Here is a 14,721-nt window from a genome sequence, read left to right as displayed (position 1 = left end):
CGGGGGCGCTCCCCGGGCCCAACGGGTGGGAGGGACGGGGCGTTCCCGGTGAAGGGGGAGGGGCCTTGCCGCCGGGCGCCAAGGCGACCCCCTCACATGGTGGTGCGCAGTCTGAACCGAGCGTCAGACACCTTCGCCGGGATGCCTCCGTGTGGCAGGCGTGACCGTGATCGGCAGCCCCTCGACGTCCGTCGGCTCGCAGTTCCCGGACTGCACGACCAGGTCCTCCAGTCGCGGGAGACCGGCGACCACGTCGACCCCACGCAGCCGCGCGGCGCGCCACAGCTCGATCCAGTCCAGCTCACGGCAGTGGCGCAGGTCTCGCAGGTCGAGCACCGGACGCGCGCGGCGCGGGTTCGGGACATCGACGATGAGCGCGCGCAGGGCGGGCGTCTCCACGAAGGCCTCGAGGCCTCCCAAGTACGCCCCATGCAGCGCGAAGTAGTCCAGGGAGGCAGGGAGCGCCCCCGGACCCGCTTGGACGACCTGCCCCCGCCCGTGAGCTTGACGACCTCAAGGTTGTGACACCCCTCGAGTATCGCCAGGCTCTCGTCAGCAAAACTCCCGAGCACAGGCTGGGACAGAGTCGGAAGCTGCGCGAGGCCGCCCTCCAGCGAACGTGCCGTCCGAAGCGCCAGGCACCGCAACCCGGTCACCGATGCGACAGGAAGCATTCCCTTGCACGGGGCGAGGGAGTGCAGCACCTCGAGGTTGTCACCTGCGCCCGCCGGCAAACTCCAGGACTGACGACCAAAGACCTCCAGAAAGCGCAAGGTGATCGCATCTTGCGCAAACTCTCGACCTCTACCCGGGCACCGACGCGCCGACCGCTCCCCGCGCCACCTGGCCGCGACTACACCCTCAACTGGGAAGAGCCCGATAACCTTGCGGCTTTAGCGTGCAGCACGCGGAAGCAGTAGAGCTTGCCCTTACGGATGGGGTGCTCGGTGATTTCGGTGACCCGGAGCTCGTTCGGCCGCACCCGGTGGAACCCGCGGTTGACCAGGTCACCGGCAGTGGCGAGGCCTCCCCCACCTCGGACGCTGTTCGCTGTCCCCTCAAGAGCGGGCGCGATCCCGCCAACAATGGACGGCAGGCTCCTCTACGGCCCTGCATCCTCTTATCAGGAGCCCTGCGCGCGGACCGCCGACAGCCGCAATCGGGCATCGTGACGCACTCTTCGAGTCCCCGAACTGGCGAGCCTTTGCAGGAGCTCCAAGCACGTACTCTCGAGCGCGCATGCTCGTTGAAGAAAGACGCTCATGTCTGAGACTGGTACAGATGAGAGACAATCGCCGGACCTCGCCAGGTCGCGCAGTTCGAGATCGCAAATATGGCGCGAAACGTCTTCATGATCACCCCCCTCTGGGAGGAGACGCAGGGCCCTTCGCCTCAAGCTTGGGATCTCCACAACCTCCCATACGACAGCACGAACCAGAGCCGGTACTGGCTCAACAGCAATAACAGCCAGAACGTGTTCCAGCTCTCCGCCCTTGATTGCTTCGCGGTATATCCGCCAGCGCTCGTGCTCATCCGGCACATAGCTGTCCAAGGGCCTGCTGTCTAGGTCACAGGTCACCAGACGCTGGATCGACCATCCCTGGGATCGATCACCTTTCTCTATCACTACACCGCCCTAAGCGTGCCGATTTGATGCTTTACCGCGTGACGGACAACTCTGATATTTGCCGTGACAACCTCCCGCTGAACTCGCGACAGCTCCGAATTGTTCTTTAGAGGCTTGCCGTTCATGCCTACCCGAACGTGCGCGCCAGAGCCGTGAGTGCCTGGCCCGCTTCGCTGCCTTCCGTGGCGGCGGTCGCGCTCGCTGCCGCCTGCTCGTCGACCGTAGCCGGGACCGCCGCACCCGCCGGTTGTGGAAGTGGTGCACCAGCAACGATCAGCGTCGTCGAGCACAGCGCCGCGACCCCGAGCACACGCCGTCGCCACGCACCAGGGACGCCAGCAAGACCGATGAGAAGCTTCACGAGAGTCCCTTGAACGATCCACACCGGACGCCCATGGAAACTCACGCCCCGCCATCAGTCGCTGACCGACAGGGGGAACCTACTGAGTTCTTGACTGAAGATGATCACGTCAATGACATGTCACTCGTTCGGAGCAACGGGCTCCCGGAGAGTGAGATGAACCTGACGGGCAAGCCTCTGGACTTCCTCCTTACAGAACTGCTACCAGGGGCATCAGTCGATGCCTGAGTGTTCGATAGCCGCCGCGCACTGCCACTCGCCGCTGGCGCGAGTTCGGGCCTCGGTGTTCGGTGTTCGGTGTTCGGTCCGAACCAAACACCGAACAGTTGCCATCTATCCACCTGCCTGCAGACTCAATCGGCTCAGCCGCCTACGACGACCTGGCTCGCGACGAACTCCCGGACGTGATCGACCTCGTCCGCATTGATCCCGTGGGCCAGCCCCGGGTACACGTGGGCGGTCAACGTGGTGTGCTGCGGCAGCCACCTCTCGGTGCGCTCGACCGCCTGCGCGGCGATGACCTGGTCCTCGGCGCCGCGCCCCCAGAAGGCCGCGGGTCGGAGGCGGGCCAGCTCCTCGTCGGCGGGCTGGGGTGCGTCCAGCACGAAGCCGCCGAGCACTACCGCGGCGAGCACCCGCTCGGGCCGGGTGCGCAGCAGCTGGGTGGCCATGAGCCCGCCCTGGGAGAAGCCGACAGGAACCACGGGCGCTGCCGGGTCGAGGTGAGCGTCGACCCACGCCCAGATCGTTTCGGTCGCCTCGAGGACGAGCCCTGGGTCGGGGCGGCCGGGGGTCGTGATCGGGACCCAGGCCGCGCCCCCACCAGGCAGGCCGATCGGCGCGCGCAAGGAGGCCCAGGGCAGGTCGAGGCCGAGCTCCGGGACGAGCGGAGTCAGGTCGTTCTCGTGCGACCCGTACCCGTGCAGCAGGAGCATGACCGGCCCGGGGCCCTCGAGCCCACCGGGTGACCGGACATCACGCAGGGCGCCGCTCACCGACCCATCAGCTCCTCGGTCGACAGGTCGGGCAGCGCGACGGTGACCTGTGTTCCCCACGGGTCGACGACGCCCACGCTCCGCCCGTCGGCGCGGAACGGGATCGACCGGGCGCGCAGCCGCCCCGCGAGGACCTCGAGCTCCTGCGTGTCCGGGACGGTGACCGCGACGTCGCCGAGCCCGAGGCTCGCGGCGCGGGGGCCGGACCCCCGGCTGTTCCACGTGTTCATCGCGATGTGGTGGTGGTAGCCCCCTGCTGAGGCGAACAGCGCCCCCGGGTAGTCGGTCTGGGTGGCCTCGAACCCGAGCGCGTCGACGTAGAACGCCCGCGCGGTCTCGATGTCGCCGACCTGCAGGTGCACGTGGCCCACGCGCCCGGCCGCGGCGGGCCCGGCGTCGAGGGCGTCCTGGCTGAGGTGCCGGTCCAGGTACTGCTGAGGGTCGAGGTAGCGCGTGTCCATCGCGATCTGCCCGCCGCGCCGGACCCACTGGCTGCGGTCGCGGTCGGCGTAGAGCTCGACGCCGTTGCCCTCGGGGTCGGTGAAGTAGAAGGCCTCGCTCACCAGGTGGTCGCTCGAGCCGACGAAGCGGCTGCGCTGGTCCTGCGCGGCGCGGTACACGGTCGCAGCGAGGCTCGCGGGGTCCTCGAGGAGGAACGCGGTGTGGAAGAGGCCCGGCTGGCGCGGGTCGACGCCCGGAAGGTCGGGGGTGTGGATCAGGCGCACCAGCGGCGTGGTTCCGCGGCCGAGCACCCGGTGCACCTCGCGCTGCCGGGCGTCCTCGGCGAGGGGTTCCATGGCGAAGGCCCGCGCGTAGTAGTCGGACATGCCCTCCAGGTCGCCGACCCGCAGGGTCACCGCACTCATGGAGGTCTCGGGGTGGAGGATGCGCTCGTCGACGGCGTCAGTCATGAGGGGCTCCTGGTGAGGCGGGGGTGGGGCTCGTCGAGGGCCCCACCCGTGGGTGGTCAGCGGGCGACGGCGAACCCGCCGGTCCAGGCGATCTTCTCGCCGGCCGCGAGGGTCAGCTGGAGGAAGCCGAGGGCCTCGAGCTCGTGGGCGCGGGCCAGGGCACCGGCGTCGATCGCTGTGACGCCACCGGCCGTGATCGCCGCGGCGAGCGCGTCCTTGGCGGCGGTGTCGTCGCCGGCGATGAGGACTGTCGTCGGGAGGCCGCCGACCTGCTTGCTCGCCAGGGTCCCCGCGAAGGTCGTGTTGAAGGCCTTGAGGACGCTGCTGCTGGGCAGCTTCTCCTGGATCTGCGCGGCGGCCGAGCTGCCAGCGGGCACGACGAGGGAGTCGAAGGTCTCGAAGTTCAGGGGGTTGGTGATGTCGACGACCGTCTTGCCCGCGAGCTGGTCGCCGTAGGCCGCGATGATCCCGTCGACGGCACCGTAGGGCACCGCGAGGACGACGACGTCGCCCGTCAGGGGCGCGGTGCCGGCCTCGGCGTGGGCGATCCGCGTGACGTCGCTCCCGCCGGCAGCGAGGACGCCACCGATCGCGTCGCCCATGTTCCCGGTCCCGATGATGGTGAAGCTCGTCATGGCCTGCCTTCTCTCGTGCGGCGCCAGGGTTGGCGACGGTTAGTTGTAGGCGCAACCATACACCAATTGCTTGTAAGTGCAACTACCTCGTAGGATGGGCCCGTGACGGAGCTGAGGCAGGACGAGCGCGTGGCTGTCGCGCGCCTGCACGCCCTGCTCGAGCTCCTGCCCACGGCCCTGGACCGTCAGCTGGCCGCGACCGGCCTGACCTCCTTCGAGTTCACGCTGCTCGAGGCTTTGCACGAGGCCGACGCCGGCCGGCTGCGTCTCAGCGCCCTCGCCTCACGCACCAACGCGACCCTCCCGCGGCTCTCCCGCGTCGTGACAGGTCTCGAGCGCAAGGGCCTCGTCGCCCGCATGGCCTGCGAGGTGGACGGGCGCGCGACCAACGCCGTCCTGACCGAGGCCGGTGGCCGCGCGTACCGGGACGGCCGCCCGGTCTACGACGACGCCGTGCGCCGGATGGTCCTCGACGGCCTCGACGAGGAGGGGGTCGGCCGCCTGGCCGACCTCGCCTACGCCGTGCTCACCAAGCTCGACCCGGACCGTCGTCTCGCCGTCACGAACGAGGGGCCCGAGGCGCCCTGCTCGGCCGACCCTGCGCCGACGGAGTGCGCCGCCGACCCAGCCCTCCCCGACCCGGCCGCGTGCCCGGCCGATCCCCCTGACTGACTAGAGCCGCCCGTCCCGGACCACGACCTCCTCCCCCACCCACCGCCGTCGCAACCACCGGTCGTGGCTCGCGACCACCACCGCCCCGGGTCCGACCTGCAGGGCGTCCTGAAGCTCGTCGGCCAGGGCCAGGGAGATGTGGTTGGTCGGCTCGTCGAGCAGCAGCAGCCCCGGGCGCCGCGCCACCACCATGGCGAGGACCACCCGCCGTCGTTGCCCGACGCTGAGGGTCCCGACCGGGCGGTCGACATCGCGGGGCGGGATCAGCCCGAGCTCGACCAGGCGCGGGGCGTCAGGCAGCCCAGCCGTGGCCAGGGCGTAGAGCTCGCGCGGCGTGCGCTCCTCGGCCGCGAGGTGGACGTCCTGCTCGAGCAGCGCGACCTCGACCCCGCGACGGCGCTGCACCGTGCCCTGAGCCGGTTCGAGGTCCCCCGCGATCACCGCCAGCAGGGTGGACTTCCCCGAGCCGTTGGGCCCTGTGACGAGCAGCGGCCGCCCCGCAGCGACCTCGAGCCGCGGCGCCACCAGCCGACCCGGGACGACGACGTCCCGCAGCCAGACGACCAGCTCGCCGGCGGCGTCGGGGTTCGGGGCGCCGCCCGTCGGGGACCGGAAGGTCAGCCGCGGTGGAGGCTTGCGGACCTGGGCGGCCTCGAGCTCGTCGAGCCGGCGCTGGGCGTTGCGCACCCGCCGTGAGAGCTGCTGCTGCACGCGGCCCGCCTTGAAGTCGAACTGCATCTTGTCGCCGTCGGTCGGGCCACGACCGGGGGCCACCCGCCGCGCGACGCCGGTCACCGCACGGCGCAGGTCAGCCAGCTCCTCCTGCTCGGCGGCGTGCCGCTGCTCCCACTGCTCACGGCGCACCTGCTGCTCACTCCGGTGGTCGCCGTAGCCGCCGCGGGTCAGCACCGGGCCACCCGGCGTGGGGTCAAGATCCAGGACGCTGGTGCACACCTCGTCGAGGAGCACCCGGTCATGGCTCGCCAGAAGCACCGCACCAGGCAGGGCGCGGACCTGGGCGGCGAGGAACTCCGCGGCCTCGTCGTCGAGGTGGTTGGTGGGCTCGTCGAGGAGCAGTGCCCCCGGGCGCCGGACCAGGAGGGCCGCGAGGGAGATGCGGGTACGCTCGCCGCCCGAGAGCTCGAGCAGGCGGCGGTCCCGGGCGAGGTCCGCGACACCGAGCCCCTCGAGGAGCAGGTCGAGGCGGTGGTCGACGTCCCACGCGTCAGCCAGCTCGGCACGGCGCAGGGCGAGGTCGTAGGCGTGGGTCGCGGCGTCGTCGGCCGTGGGGTCTGCGAGCGCGGGGTCTGCGAGGGCGAGGCCGGCCCGTTCGACCACGCTGACCAGGGCGCGGACCTGGGTGAGGGCGTCGTCAAGCAGGTTCGCCACGGTGGTGCGGGTGGTGAGCGGGACCTCCTGGCGCAGCCAGCCGAGATCCGGCGGGCGGTGCACCTCACCGACGTCGGGGTCGAGGTCCCCCGCGAGGACGCGGAGCAGGGTCGACTTGCCCGAGCCGTTCTCCCCGACCAGGCCGACGCGGTGACCGGGGTCGACAGCGAGGCTCAGGTCGGTCAGGACAGGACGGCCGGCGAAGGACACGCTGATGCCCTCGGCACGGAGGACGGGGCCGGTGGTCGGCGTGAGCGGGTCAGCGCTGTACGGGCCGGTGCTGTGCAGACCGGCGGACGCGGCGGAAGGGAGGGATCGGGGCATGGGACACCTGCGCACGGGAGTCGGGACGGGACTCGGGGCAGGTCAGATCCACATGAGGTCGACCGTAGGTGGGGCGGCACGGTGTGGCTAGGGGTTTTCTCGGGTCTGCTCGTCCTCCCACGCGCGGAACCTGCCGAGCTGCAGGAGGCACAGCCCCGCCGCGAGGAGGAACAGCCCGCCGGCCACGGCGAACGGGGTGCGCAACCCCAGCACGCTGGCGAGCACCCCGCCGACGGCGGCCCCCGCGGTGAGCCCGAGCAGCCCGACGAGGCGGCTGAGCGCGCCGACCCGCCCCATCATCGCGACCGGCGTGGCCCGTTGACGGACCGAGGTCGCCAGGACGTGCCACACGACGGCGTGGGCGATGTAGAGGGCGAGGGCCACCGCGACGACCACGAGGTTCGTCGTCAGGGAGATCACGGCGAAGGAGGCCGCCCCCAGGGTCAGCGCCGCCACGATCGCCCCGCCGTACCCGAGCAGTCGACGCAGGTGTGAGGCGACCACGCTGCCCAGCAGGCCACCGAGGGCCGAGAAGGACAGCAGCAGCCCGTACCCGGCCGCGCTCAGCCCCAGCTCGTCACGAGCCCAGAGCACGAGGTAGGAGAAGGGGATCATGTACGCCACGCTCGCCAGGCCACCGACGACCACGAGGAGCCGCACGACGCGATGCTGGGCCGTCCACGTCGCGCCCTCCCGGATCGCTGCGACCACACCCTCGGGGCGGGCCAGCCTCTCGTCGGGAGGCACCACGTAGGGGCCCTGCAGCCTCCAGTACGCGAAGCCAGCAGCCAGGAAGGCACCCGCGGTGACAGCCGACGGCGCGAAGGCAGCCATCGCGAAGAGGAAGCCGCCGAGCGGGGGCCCGACGAACTCGTCGACGACGGTCTGCGTCCCGGCGATCTGCGCGTTCGCCCGGTCCAGCCGGTGCGCAGGCACCGCTTGGGGCAGGACGGCCACCGCAGCCCCGTCCGAGACCGACTCGAGCATCCCCATCGCTGCGTAGACGACGTAGAGCGCCACCAGCGGTGCGGCCTCGCCAGCACGAGCGCGCTCAGCAGCGCGAACATCGCCGCACGCGAGAAGTTGGCGAGGTGGAGCAGGCGTCGGCGGTCGACCCGGTCGACCAGCACCCCGATGCCCAGGACCGTGAGGACCCGTGGGGCCGAGTAGGCGATCGCCAGGCCGGAGATCGCGAGAGGGTCGTCGGTCAGCGTGGCCGCGAGCAGCGGCAGGGCGATGAAGGTGATCCCGTCGGCCAGGTTCGACGCCGCGTTACCACGCCAGATGCGGCGGTACTCGACTCCCAGCCCCACGCGTGGCCCCCTGCCCTGGCACCGCGCCCACCGGCGGCAGCGCCTGGCGAGGATAGCCGCCGGCTCAGCCCTGCGTGACCTGCAGGACCCAGGTGCCCTGCGCCTCGGTCTGCACGGCGAGGTGCACCCGCTCCCCCCCGGGTACCCGGCGGTGGAAGCCGAGCATCCCTTCGCTGCAGTCCTGCTGCTCGACGACCTCCTCGCCGTCGATGGCGAACGCGATCGTCATCTCAGCGTCCAGGCACCGGATCTGAGCACCCCACGGGCCGTCGGGTGTGAACTCGATGACCTCAGGCCCGCGACCGAGACGCGGTTCGACGACCGGCTCGCCGTGCTCCCCGGTCCGCAGGGTCTCGGCGGCCTCGATCGCGAGGTCGACGGTGGGGTCTGACGAGGCGCATCCCGCGAGCGCGATCGCGACCACAGGAACCGCTGCGAGGACTCGTCGGCGACTCATCGTCCGACCGTAGAAGCGAGGCCGACGGAGAGCAACGGCCGGGAGCGCGCCGCCACGCCTACGCTGCCACCATGCGCCTGGCCCAGCGGCCCCTGACCGACCTGGACGGCGCCCCGGGCGTGGCCATGAGTCTGCTCTCCCGCGGTACCACCGCCGAGCACGTCCGGGTCGACCTCGCCGTCCTGCAGCCCGGGGCGAGCCTGCCCAAGCACCCCGCGGGTCAGGAGCAGGTCTTCTACGTGGTCACGGGCGAGGGGCGCGTGGCGGCGGACGACGGCGTCGAGCACCCGGTCTCGGCCGGGTGGGCCGTGACGTGGGAGCCGGGCGAGCAGCACACCTCCTGGGCCGACACGACCATGACGGTCGTGATCATCCAGCGGCGCGGTGGGAGCTGAGCACCTCGAGGGCAACCTCGGCGGCCTCGGCGACCAGCGCGTCGTCATAGCCAGCGTCGACGCCGTCCCGTGAGGAGAGCACCGCGATGACCACCGGTGCGCCCTCGGGCGGGTGCACGACGGCGAGGTCGTTGCGGGTGCCGTACCCGGCGGCCCCGGACTTGCTGCCGACCACCCAGCCCTCGGGCGCCCCGGCGCGGATGAGGTCGTCGCCGGTGACGCTGCCGCGCAGCCACTCGAGCAGCACGTCGCGCTCGGCCGCGGGCAGGGCGTCGTCGACGGCGTAGGCCCGCAGGGTCTCGACCAGGGCGCGGGGCGTGCTGGTGTCGCGGGCGTCCCCGGGGGTGGCCTCGTTGAGGTCGGGCTCGGTGCGGACCACCTCAGTGGTGGTGTCGCCGAGGTCCGTCAGGTCGTCGTCGAGACCCTGGGGCCCGCCGAGCACCTCGAGGAGGAGGTTCGCCGCCGTGTTGTCGCTCTCCTGGACGGCGGCCCTGGCGAGCTCGCCCACGCTCAGACCCGCGCCGACGTGCAGCTCGGTGACCGGGGACCAGCTGACCAGGTCGTCCTGCCCGTAGGTGATGACCTCGTCGAGCCCGTCCACACCGACCGCAGCCAGGACCGCCCCCGCGGTGAGCGCCTTGTGGGTCGAGGCGTAGGCGAAGCGCTCCTCGGGCCGGTGGCTGATCTCTAGGCCCGTGCCGGTGTCGACCGCGTGCAGGCCGAGCCGCGCGTCGTACCGGTCCTCGAGCTCGGCGAAGGCTGCGGTGAGCTGCCCGGCCTCCGCGTCGGTGAGCTCGGCCGCGGCCGGGGTGGGGCTGGGCTCCGCCGTCGGCTCGAGCGAGGCCTGGGTGGGAGCGGGGGCGACGGGCACGTCCGCGGGGGCACCCCCGCAGGCGGTCAGGCCGACGAGGAGGAGCATGACGGCGGCCGGGCGGAGGGTGGCACGAACGGCGGTGCGGGTCACCGCACGAGGGTAGGACCACCCGCCGTCGGGCCGGTGCCGAGATTCCCGGTGCGCCGCCCGCGCCCCGTCGACGACAATGGTGCCTCGTGACTCCTGGGCCCCCTGAGCAGCAGCCGTCGTCGGACCGACGTCGGCGGTCCTCGCGCGGGCGCGGCCGGGGCGGCACCCGGGGCGCGGGTCAGGGCCGTGGGCCGGACCAGCCGGAGAACGCCAACCGCCAGCGCGGGGCCGAGCGGGGCAGCCGCGCACCGGATCCGCGCCGTGAGGCCGAGCGTCGCGCCCGCCGGGCGGAAGCACGTCACGCCGTCGACCTGCCGCCGATCACCTACCCCGAGCAGCTGCCCGTCTCGGCCCGGCGCGAGGAGATCGCCGAGGCCATCCGCGACCACCAGGTCGTCATCGTCGCGGGCGAGACCGGCTCCGGGAAGACCACCCAGCTGCCCAAGATCCTGCTCGACCTGGGCCGAGGCCGCGACGGGCAGATCGGCCACACCCAGCCCCGCCGGATCGCCGCCCGCACCGTCGCCGAGCGCATCAGCGAGGAGATCACCGGCGGGGCCGGGGCCCTGGGCTCGGTGGTCGGGTACCAGGTGCGGTTCACCGACCAGTCCTCGGAGGACACCCTCGTCAAGGTCATGACCGACGGCATCCTGCTCGCGCAGATCCAGCGTGACCCCGAGCTGTGGGCCTACGACACCCTGATCATCGACGAGGCCCACGAGCGCTCCCTCAACATCGACTTCATCCTCGGGTACCTCACCCAGCTGCTGCCGAAGCGCCCCGACCTCAAGGTCGTCATCACCTCGGCGACCATCGACTCCGAGCGCTTCGCCCAGCACTTCGCCGGCCCGCCCACCGACGAGCACCCCGACGGCGTCCCGGCCCCCGTGGTCGAGGTCACCGGGCGCACCTTCCCCGTCGAGATCCGCTACCGCCCGCTCTCCCCCGACGTCGACCCCGACGCCCCGGCGAAGGCCAAGGGCGAGGAGCGGGACCTCATGACGGCGATCTGCGAGGCCGTCGACGAGCTGTCCGTCGAGGGACCGGGGGACGTCCTCGTGTTCCTCTCCGGGGAGCGGGAGATCCGTGACGCCGAGGACGCGCTGCGCGGGCACCTGGGCGAACGCGCGGTCGGCTCGGGCCGGGCCGTGTCGCCGCGGTCGGTCGAGATCGTGCCGCTGTACTCGCGGTTGTCCTCGGCCGAGCAGCACCGCGTCTTCGAGGCGCACTCGACCCGGCGGGTGGTGCTCGCGACCAACGTCGCCGAGACCTCGCTGACCGTCCCCGGGGTCCGCTACGTCGTCGACCCCGGGACCGCGCGCATCTCGCGGTTCTCCAAGGCCACCAAGGTCCAGCGGCTGCCCATCGAGCCGATCAGCCAGGCCAGCGCCAACCAGCGCTCGGGCCGCTGCGGGCGCGTGGCCGACGGCATCGCGATCCGGCTGTACTCCGAGGAGGACTTCGGCTCGCGGCCCGAGTTCACCGAGCCCGAGATCCTGCGCACCTCGCTGGCCTCGGTGATCCTGCAGATGGTCGCGGTGGGCGTGGCGGGCAGCCCCGACGACGTCGCGCGGTTCCCCTTCGTCGAGCCCCCCGACACCCGCGCCGTGCGCGACGGCGTCCAGCTCCTCACCGAGCTCGGCGCCCTCGAGACCCGCCCCCGCCCCACCAATCTCGTGTCAGAACCTGGGATACCTGGGGCAACCTCAGGTTCTGACACGAGATCCGGACCTGACACGAGGTTGACGGAGGTGGGGCGGGCGCTCGCGCTGCTGCCGATGGACCCGCGGCTGGCGCGGATGATCGTCGAGGGCGGACGGCGTGACGTGGCACGCGAGGTCATGATCATCGCGGCGGCCCTGTCCATCCAGGACCCGCGGGAGCGCCCGGCCGAGCTGCGCGCCCAGGCCGACCAGTCCCACGCGAGGTTCGCCGACCCGACGTCGGACTTCCTCACCTACCTCAACCTCTGGAACTACGTCCGCGAGCAGCAACGCGAGCTGTCCGGCAGCGCGTTCCGGCGCCTGTGCAAGGCCGAGTACCTCAACTACCTGCGCCTGCGCGAGTGGCAGGACGTCGTCACCCAGCTCAAGGAGATGGCCAAGCCCCTGGGCATCACCCTGCGCCCCCCGGCCCGCACCTCGAACCTCGTGTCAGAGGCTCAGGGTGCCCCAGGTACTCAGGCTTCTGACACGAGCTTGAGGTTGGCGTGGGACGCGGACCGGATCCACCAGTCGCTGCTCGCCGGGCTGCTGAGCCAGATCGGGATGCAGGAGGTCACCGAGGTCCGCGTCGGGGCGCGGGGCGGGGCGCCGCAGGCCAAGGGCGGCAAGCCCGCACGCAAGCAGTCCCGCAACGAGTACCTCGGGGCCCGCGGCGCCCGGTTCGCGATCTTCCCCGGCTCGCCGCTGTCCAAGAAGCCCCCCGCCTGGATCATGGCCGGGGAGCTGGTCGAGACCTCGCGGCTGTGGGGCCGGGACGCCGCGCGCATCCAGCCCGAGTGGGCCGAGGAGCTCGCGGGGCACCTGGTCAAGCGCACCTACTCCGAGCCCGCGTGGTCCACCAAGCAGGGCGCGGCCATGGCCTCGGAGAAGGTCCTGCTCTACGGGGTGCCGATCGTCGCCCAGCGCCGCGTGCTGTACGCGAAGGTCGACGCCGAGCACGCCCGCGAGCTGTTCATCCGCCACGCCCTGGTGCAGGGCGAGTGGAGCACCCACCACGCCTTCTTCCACGACAACCGGGCCCTGCTCGACGAGGCCGAGCAGCTCGAGCACCGCACCCGACGCCGCGGCCTGGTGGTCGACGACGACGTCCTGTTCGCCTTCTACGACGAGCGCGTCCCCGCCGACGTCGTCTCCGCCCGCCACTTCGACACCTGGTGGAAGGGCGCCCGACGCCACGAGCCGGACCTGCTGACCTTCACCCTGGCCATGCTCGTGGCCGACGACGAGGCCCACGCCGCCGCGGCCGACCCGCACCAGTTCCCCAGCACCTGGCCCCAGGGCGACCTCGAGCTGCCGCTGACCTACCAGTTCCAGCCCGGCACCGAGGCCGACGGCGTGACCGTCCACGTCCCCGTCGGCGTGCTCAACCGGGTGCGCCCCGAGGGCTTCGACTGGCTGGTGCCCGGCCTGCGCGAGGAGCTCGTCACCGCGACCATCCGCTCCCTGCCCAAGCCCGTGCGCGTGCAGCTGGTCCCCGCCCCCGACGTCGCCCGCGAGGTCACCGCCTGGATCGCCCAGCACATGCCCACCTGGGCCGACGTGGTGCGCGCGGCGGACATGGCGCCCAGCTTCCGCGAGGCCTTCACCCAGGCGGTCCGCGCCCTGCGCGACGTCGAGGTCCCCGAGGACGCCTGGGACGACGAGCGCCTCCCCGCCCACCTGCGCATGACCTACCGGGTCACCGAGGCCCGCGGCGCCTCGACCTCGATGGTCGACGAGGGCACCAACCTCCTGGCCCTGCAGCGCCGCCTCGCCGCCCAGACCCAGCGGGCCGTCAGCTCGGCCGTGCGCGACGCGGTCCGGGCCGCCGTGGCCGAGGCGGGCGGGGCCCGGGGCACCGCCGTCGACCGTTCTGGCGGGGCCACGGCGAGCACCGCGCCCGACGGCGGCGCGGCTGGGCCGAGCGCCCCGGCCGCGCCACCGGCCGCGCCGGCCCTCCCCGAGCAGGCCGCGCTGCGCACCTGGCCGACAGGCCTGCCCGACGGCGCCCTCCCGGCCGTGGTCAGCACGCGGGCCGGCGGGCACACGGTCGAGGCGTACCCGTCGCTCGTGGTCGAGAAGGCCCCGACAGCGGTCGGCAAGGGCAAGAAGCCTGCTCAGGGTCCCCGGCCCGTGGCCCTGCGGGTGCTGGCCGACGCCGCTCAGCAGGCCCGCCAGCACCCGGCGGCGGTGGTCGAGCTGCTGCTCACCGAGCTCGCCCTGCCCACGGCGCGGATCACGAGCCGCTGGTCGGGCACCCAGTCCCTGACCCTCGCCGCGAGCCCCTACCCGAGCACCGACGCGCTGGTCACCGACCTGCAGCGCGCCGCCGTCGCCGCCCTGGTCGCCGAGACCGACGCCCCGACGACCGTCCGCGACGCCACGACGTACGCGCGGCTCCGCGACCGGCTGCGCGACCGCCTCGAGGACCGCACGGCCCAGGTCGCCGCGGACGTCGCCGTCGTGCTCGGGGCAGCGCGCGAGCTCGACGGCGAGGTGCGGGGCTCGAGCAGCCTGGCCCTGCTCAACACCGTGACCGACGTGCGCGACCAGCTGGCCGGACTGGTGCACGACGGGTTCGTCAGCGAGGCCGGGGCCCCACGCCTGCCGCACCTGGCCCGCTACCTGCGGGCCGCGCGGCACCGCCTGACCAAGGCCGCCGAGAACCCGTCCCGCGACGAGGGCCTGGCCTGGCAGGTGCACGAGCTCACGCAGGCCTACGAGGACGCCGTGTCCGCCGCCCGCGCCGGTGCGCCCGACCCGGGCCGCGAGGCGACCCTGGTCGAGGTCCGCTGGCTGCTCGAGGAGCTCCGGGTGAGCCTGTTCGCCCAGCAGATGGGGACCGCGCAGCCGGTCAGCGCGAAGCGGATCCGGACCGCGCTCGGGGTGTGAGGGCCGCGGGCCGACGGCCCCACCGCCCCGGTGACCATCCGGATAATCCCGCGCCTCCCGCGCCCGCTCCGGGCTACGGTCCT

The 14,721-nt window shown here is 72.6% G+C and carries 11 protein-coding genes; 3 read left to right on the top strand and 8 right to left on the bottom strand.

Going from position 1 to position 14,721, the window contains the following annotated elements:
* Positions 1–123 precede the first annotated feature (123 nt).
* From J4G33_RS05965 to J4G33_RS05950, 4 genes are all read right to left on the bottom strand, one after another.
* Positions 124–420 carry a hypothetical protein gene (locus J4G33_RS05965; RefSeq protein ID WP_208055006.1) on the bottom strand — a complete coding sequence of 99 codons (297 nt, stop codon included), beginning with the start codon at positions 418–420 and terminating at the stop codon, positions 124–126.
* Positions 421–2,350: 1,930 nt separating this feature from the next.
* On the bottom strand, positions 2,351–2,983 hold the full coding sequence (locus J4G33_RS05960; RefSeq protein WP_208055005.1) for an alpha/beta hydrolase: 633 nt from the start codon (positions 2,981–2,983) through the stop codon (positions 2,351–2,353).
* Positions 2,980–3,894 carry a VOC family protein gene (locus tag J4G33_RS05955; RefSeq protein WP_208055004.1) on the bottom strand — a complete coding sequence of 305 codons (915 nt, stop codon included), beginning with the start codon at positions 3,892–3,894 and terminating at the stop codon, positions 2,980–2,982. The genes J4G33_RS05960 and J4G33_RS05955 overlap by 4 nt, the downstream gene beginning before the upstream one ends.
* A gap of 56 nt (positions 3,895–3,950) precedes the next feature.
* The gene (locus tag J4G33_RS05950; RefSeq protein WP_208055003.1) at positions 3,951–4,529 is read right to left on the bottom strand and encodes an NADPH-dependent F420 reductase; all 579 of its coding nucleotides are present in this window, start codon (positions 4,527–4,529) and stop codon (positions 3,951–3,953) included.
* 102 nt (positions 4,530–4,631) lie between these two features.
* Between J4G33_RS05950 and J4G33_RS05945 the strand changes: the two genes are divergently transcribed.
* Positions 4,632–5,201, top strand: a complete 570-nt coding sequence (locus J4G33_RS05945; RefSeq protein WP_208055002.1) for a MarR family winged helix-turn-helix transcriptional regulator — start codon at positions 4,632–4,634, stop codon at positions 5,199–5,201.
* Here the strand turns inward: J4G33_RS05945 and J4G33_RS05940 are convergent, their stop codons facing one another.
* The 3 genes from J4G33_RS05940 to J4G33_RS05930 form a co-directional block, all read right to left on the bottom strand.
* Positions 5,202–6,914 carry an ABC-F family ATP-binding cassette domain-containing protein gene (locus J4G33_RS05940; RefSeq protein ID WP_208055001.1) on the bottom strand — a complete coding sequence of 571 codons (1,713 nt, stop codon included), beginning with the start codon at positions 6,912–6,914 and terminating at the stop codon, positions 5,202–5,204.
* Positions 6,915–7,001: 87 nt separating this feature from the next.
* Positions 7,002–7,934 carry an MFS transporter gene (locus tag J4G33_RS05935; protein WP_208055000.1) on the bottom strand — a complete coding sequence of 311 codons (933 nt, stop codon included), beginning with the start codon at positions 7,932–7,934 and terminating at the stop codon, positions 7,002–7,004.
* A gap of 357 nt (positions 7,935–8,291) precedes the next feature.
* Complete coding sequence (locus J4G33_RS05930; protein WP_208054999.1) at positions 8,292–8,684, bottom strand: hypothetical protein; 393 nt, start codon at positions 8,682–8,684, stop codon at positions 8,292–8,294.
* 71 nt (positions 8,685–8,755) lie between these two features.
* Between J4G33_RS05930 and J4G33_RS05925 the strand changes: the two genes are divergently transcribed.
* The gene (locus tag J4G33_RS05925; protein WP_208054998.1) at positions 8,756–9,079 is read left to right on the top strand and encodes a cupin domain-containing protein; all 324 of its coding nucleotides are present in this window, start codon (positions 8,756–8,758) and stop codon (positions 9,077–9,079) included.
* Here J4G33_RS05925 and bla read toward each other — a convergent pair.
* Entirely contained in the window at positions 9,054–9,998 is a 945-nt protein-coding gene (gene bla / locus J4G33_RS05920; protein WP_208055210.1) for a class A beta-lactamase, read from the bottom strand. The two genes, J4G33_RS05925 and bla, sit on opposite strands and share 26 nt — an antisense overlap.
* A 131-nt stretch (positions 9,999–10,129) precedes the next feature.
* On the opposite strand from bla, the gene hrpA reads away from it, so the two are divergent.
* Positions 10,130–14,638 (top strand): ATP-dependent RNA helicase HrpA, encoded by a 4,509-nt coding sequence (gene hrpA, locus J4G33_RS05915; RefSeq protein WP_208054997.1) that lies wholly within the window; start codon positions 10,130–10,132, stop codon positions 14,636–14,638.
* The last annotated feature ends 83 nt before the right edge of the window (positions 14,639–14,721 follow it).

The sequence above is a fragment of the Actinotalea soli genome (assembly GCF_017565425.1).
In the GTDB taxonomy this organism is placed as follows: domain Bacteria; phylum Actinomycetota; class Actinomycetes; order Actinomycetales; family Cellulomonadaceae; genus Actinotalea; species Actinotalea soli.
Note: the sequence above shows the minus strand (reverse complement) of the source record. Positions and strands in the feature narration are given on the sequence as shown.

Coding starts and splice junctions, on each gene's coding strand:
- J4G33_RS05955 (WP_208055004.1), bottom strand. CDS start 3,894: ATGACTGACGCCGTCGACGAGCGCATCCTCCACCCCGAGACCTCCATG.
- J4G33_RS05950 (WP_208055003.1), bottom strand. CDS start 4,529: ATGACGAGCTTCACCATCATCGGGACCGGGAACATGGGCGACGCGATC.
- J4G33_RS05940 (WP_208055001.1), bottom strand. CDS start 6,914: ATGCCCCGATCCCTCCCTTCCGCCGCGTCCGCCGGTCTGCACAGCACC.
- J4G33_RS05930 (WP_208054999.1), bottom strand. CDS start 8,684: ATGAGTCGCCGACGAGTCCTCGCAGCGGTTCCTGTGGTCGCGATCGCG.
- J4G33_RS05925 (WP_208054998.1), top strand. CDS start 8,756: ATGCGCCTGGCCCAGCGGCCCCTGACCGACCTGGACGGCGCCCCGGGC.
- bla (WP_208055210.1), bottom strand. CDS start 9,998: ATGCTCCTCCTCGTCGGCCTGACCGCCTGCGGGGGTGCCCCCGCGGAC.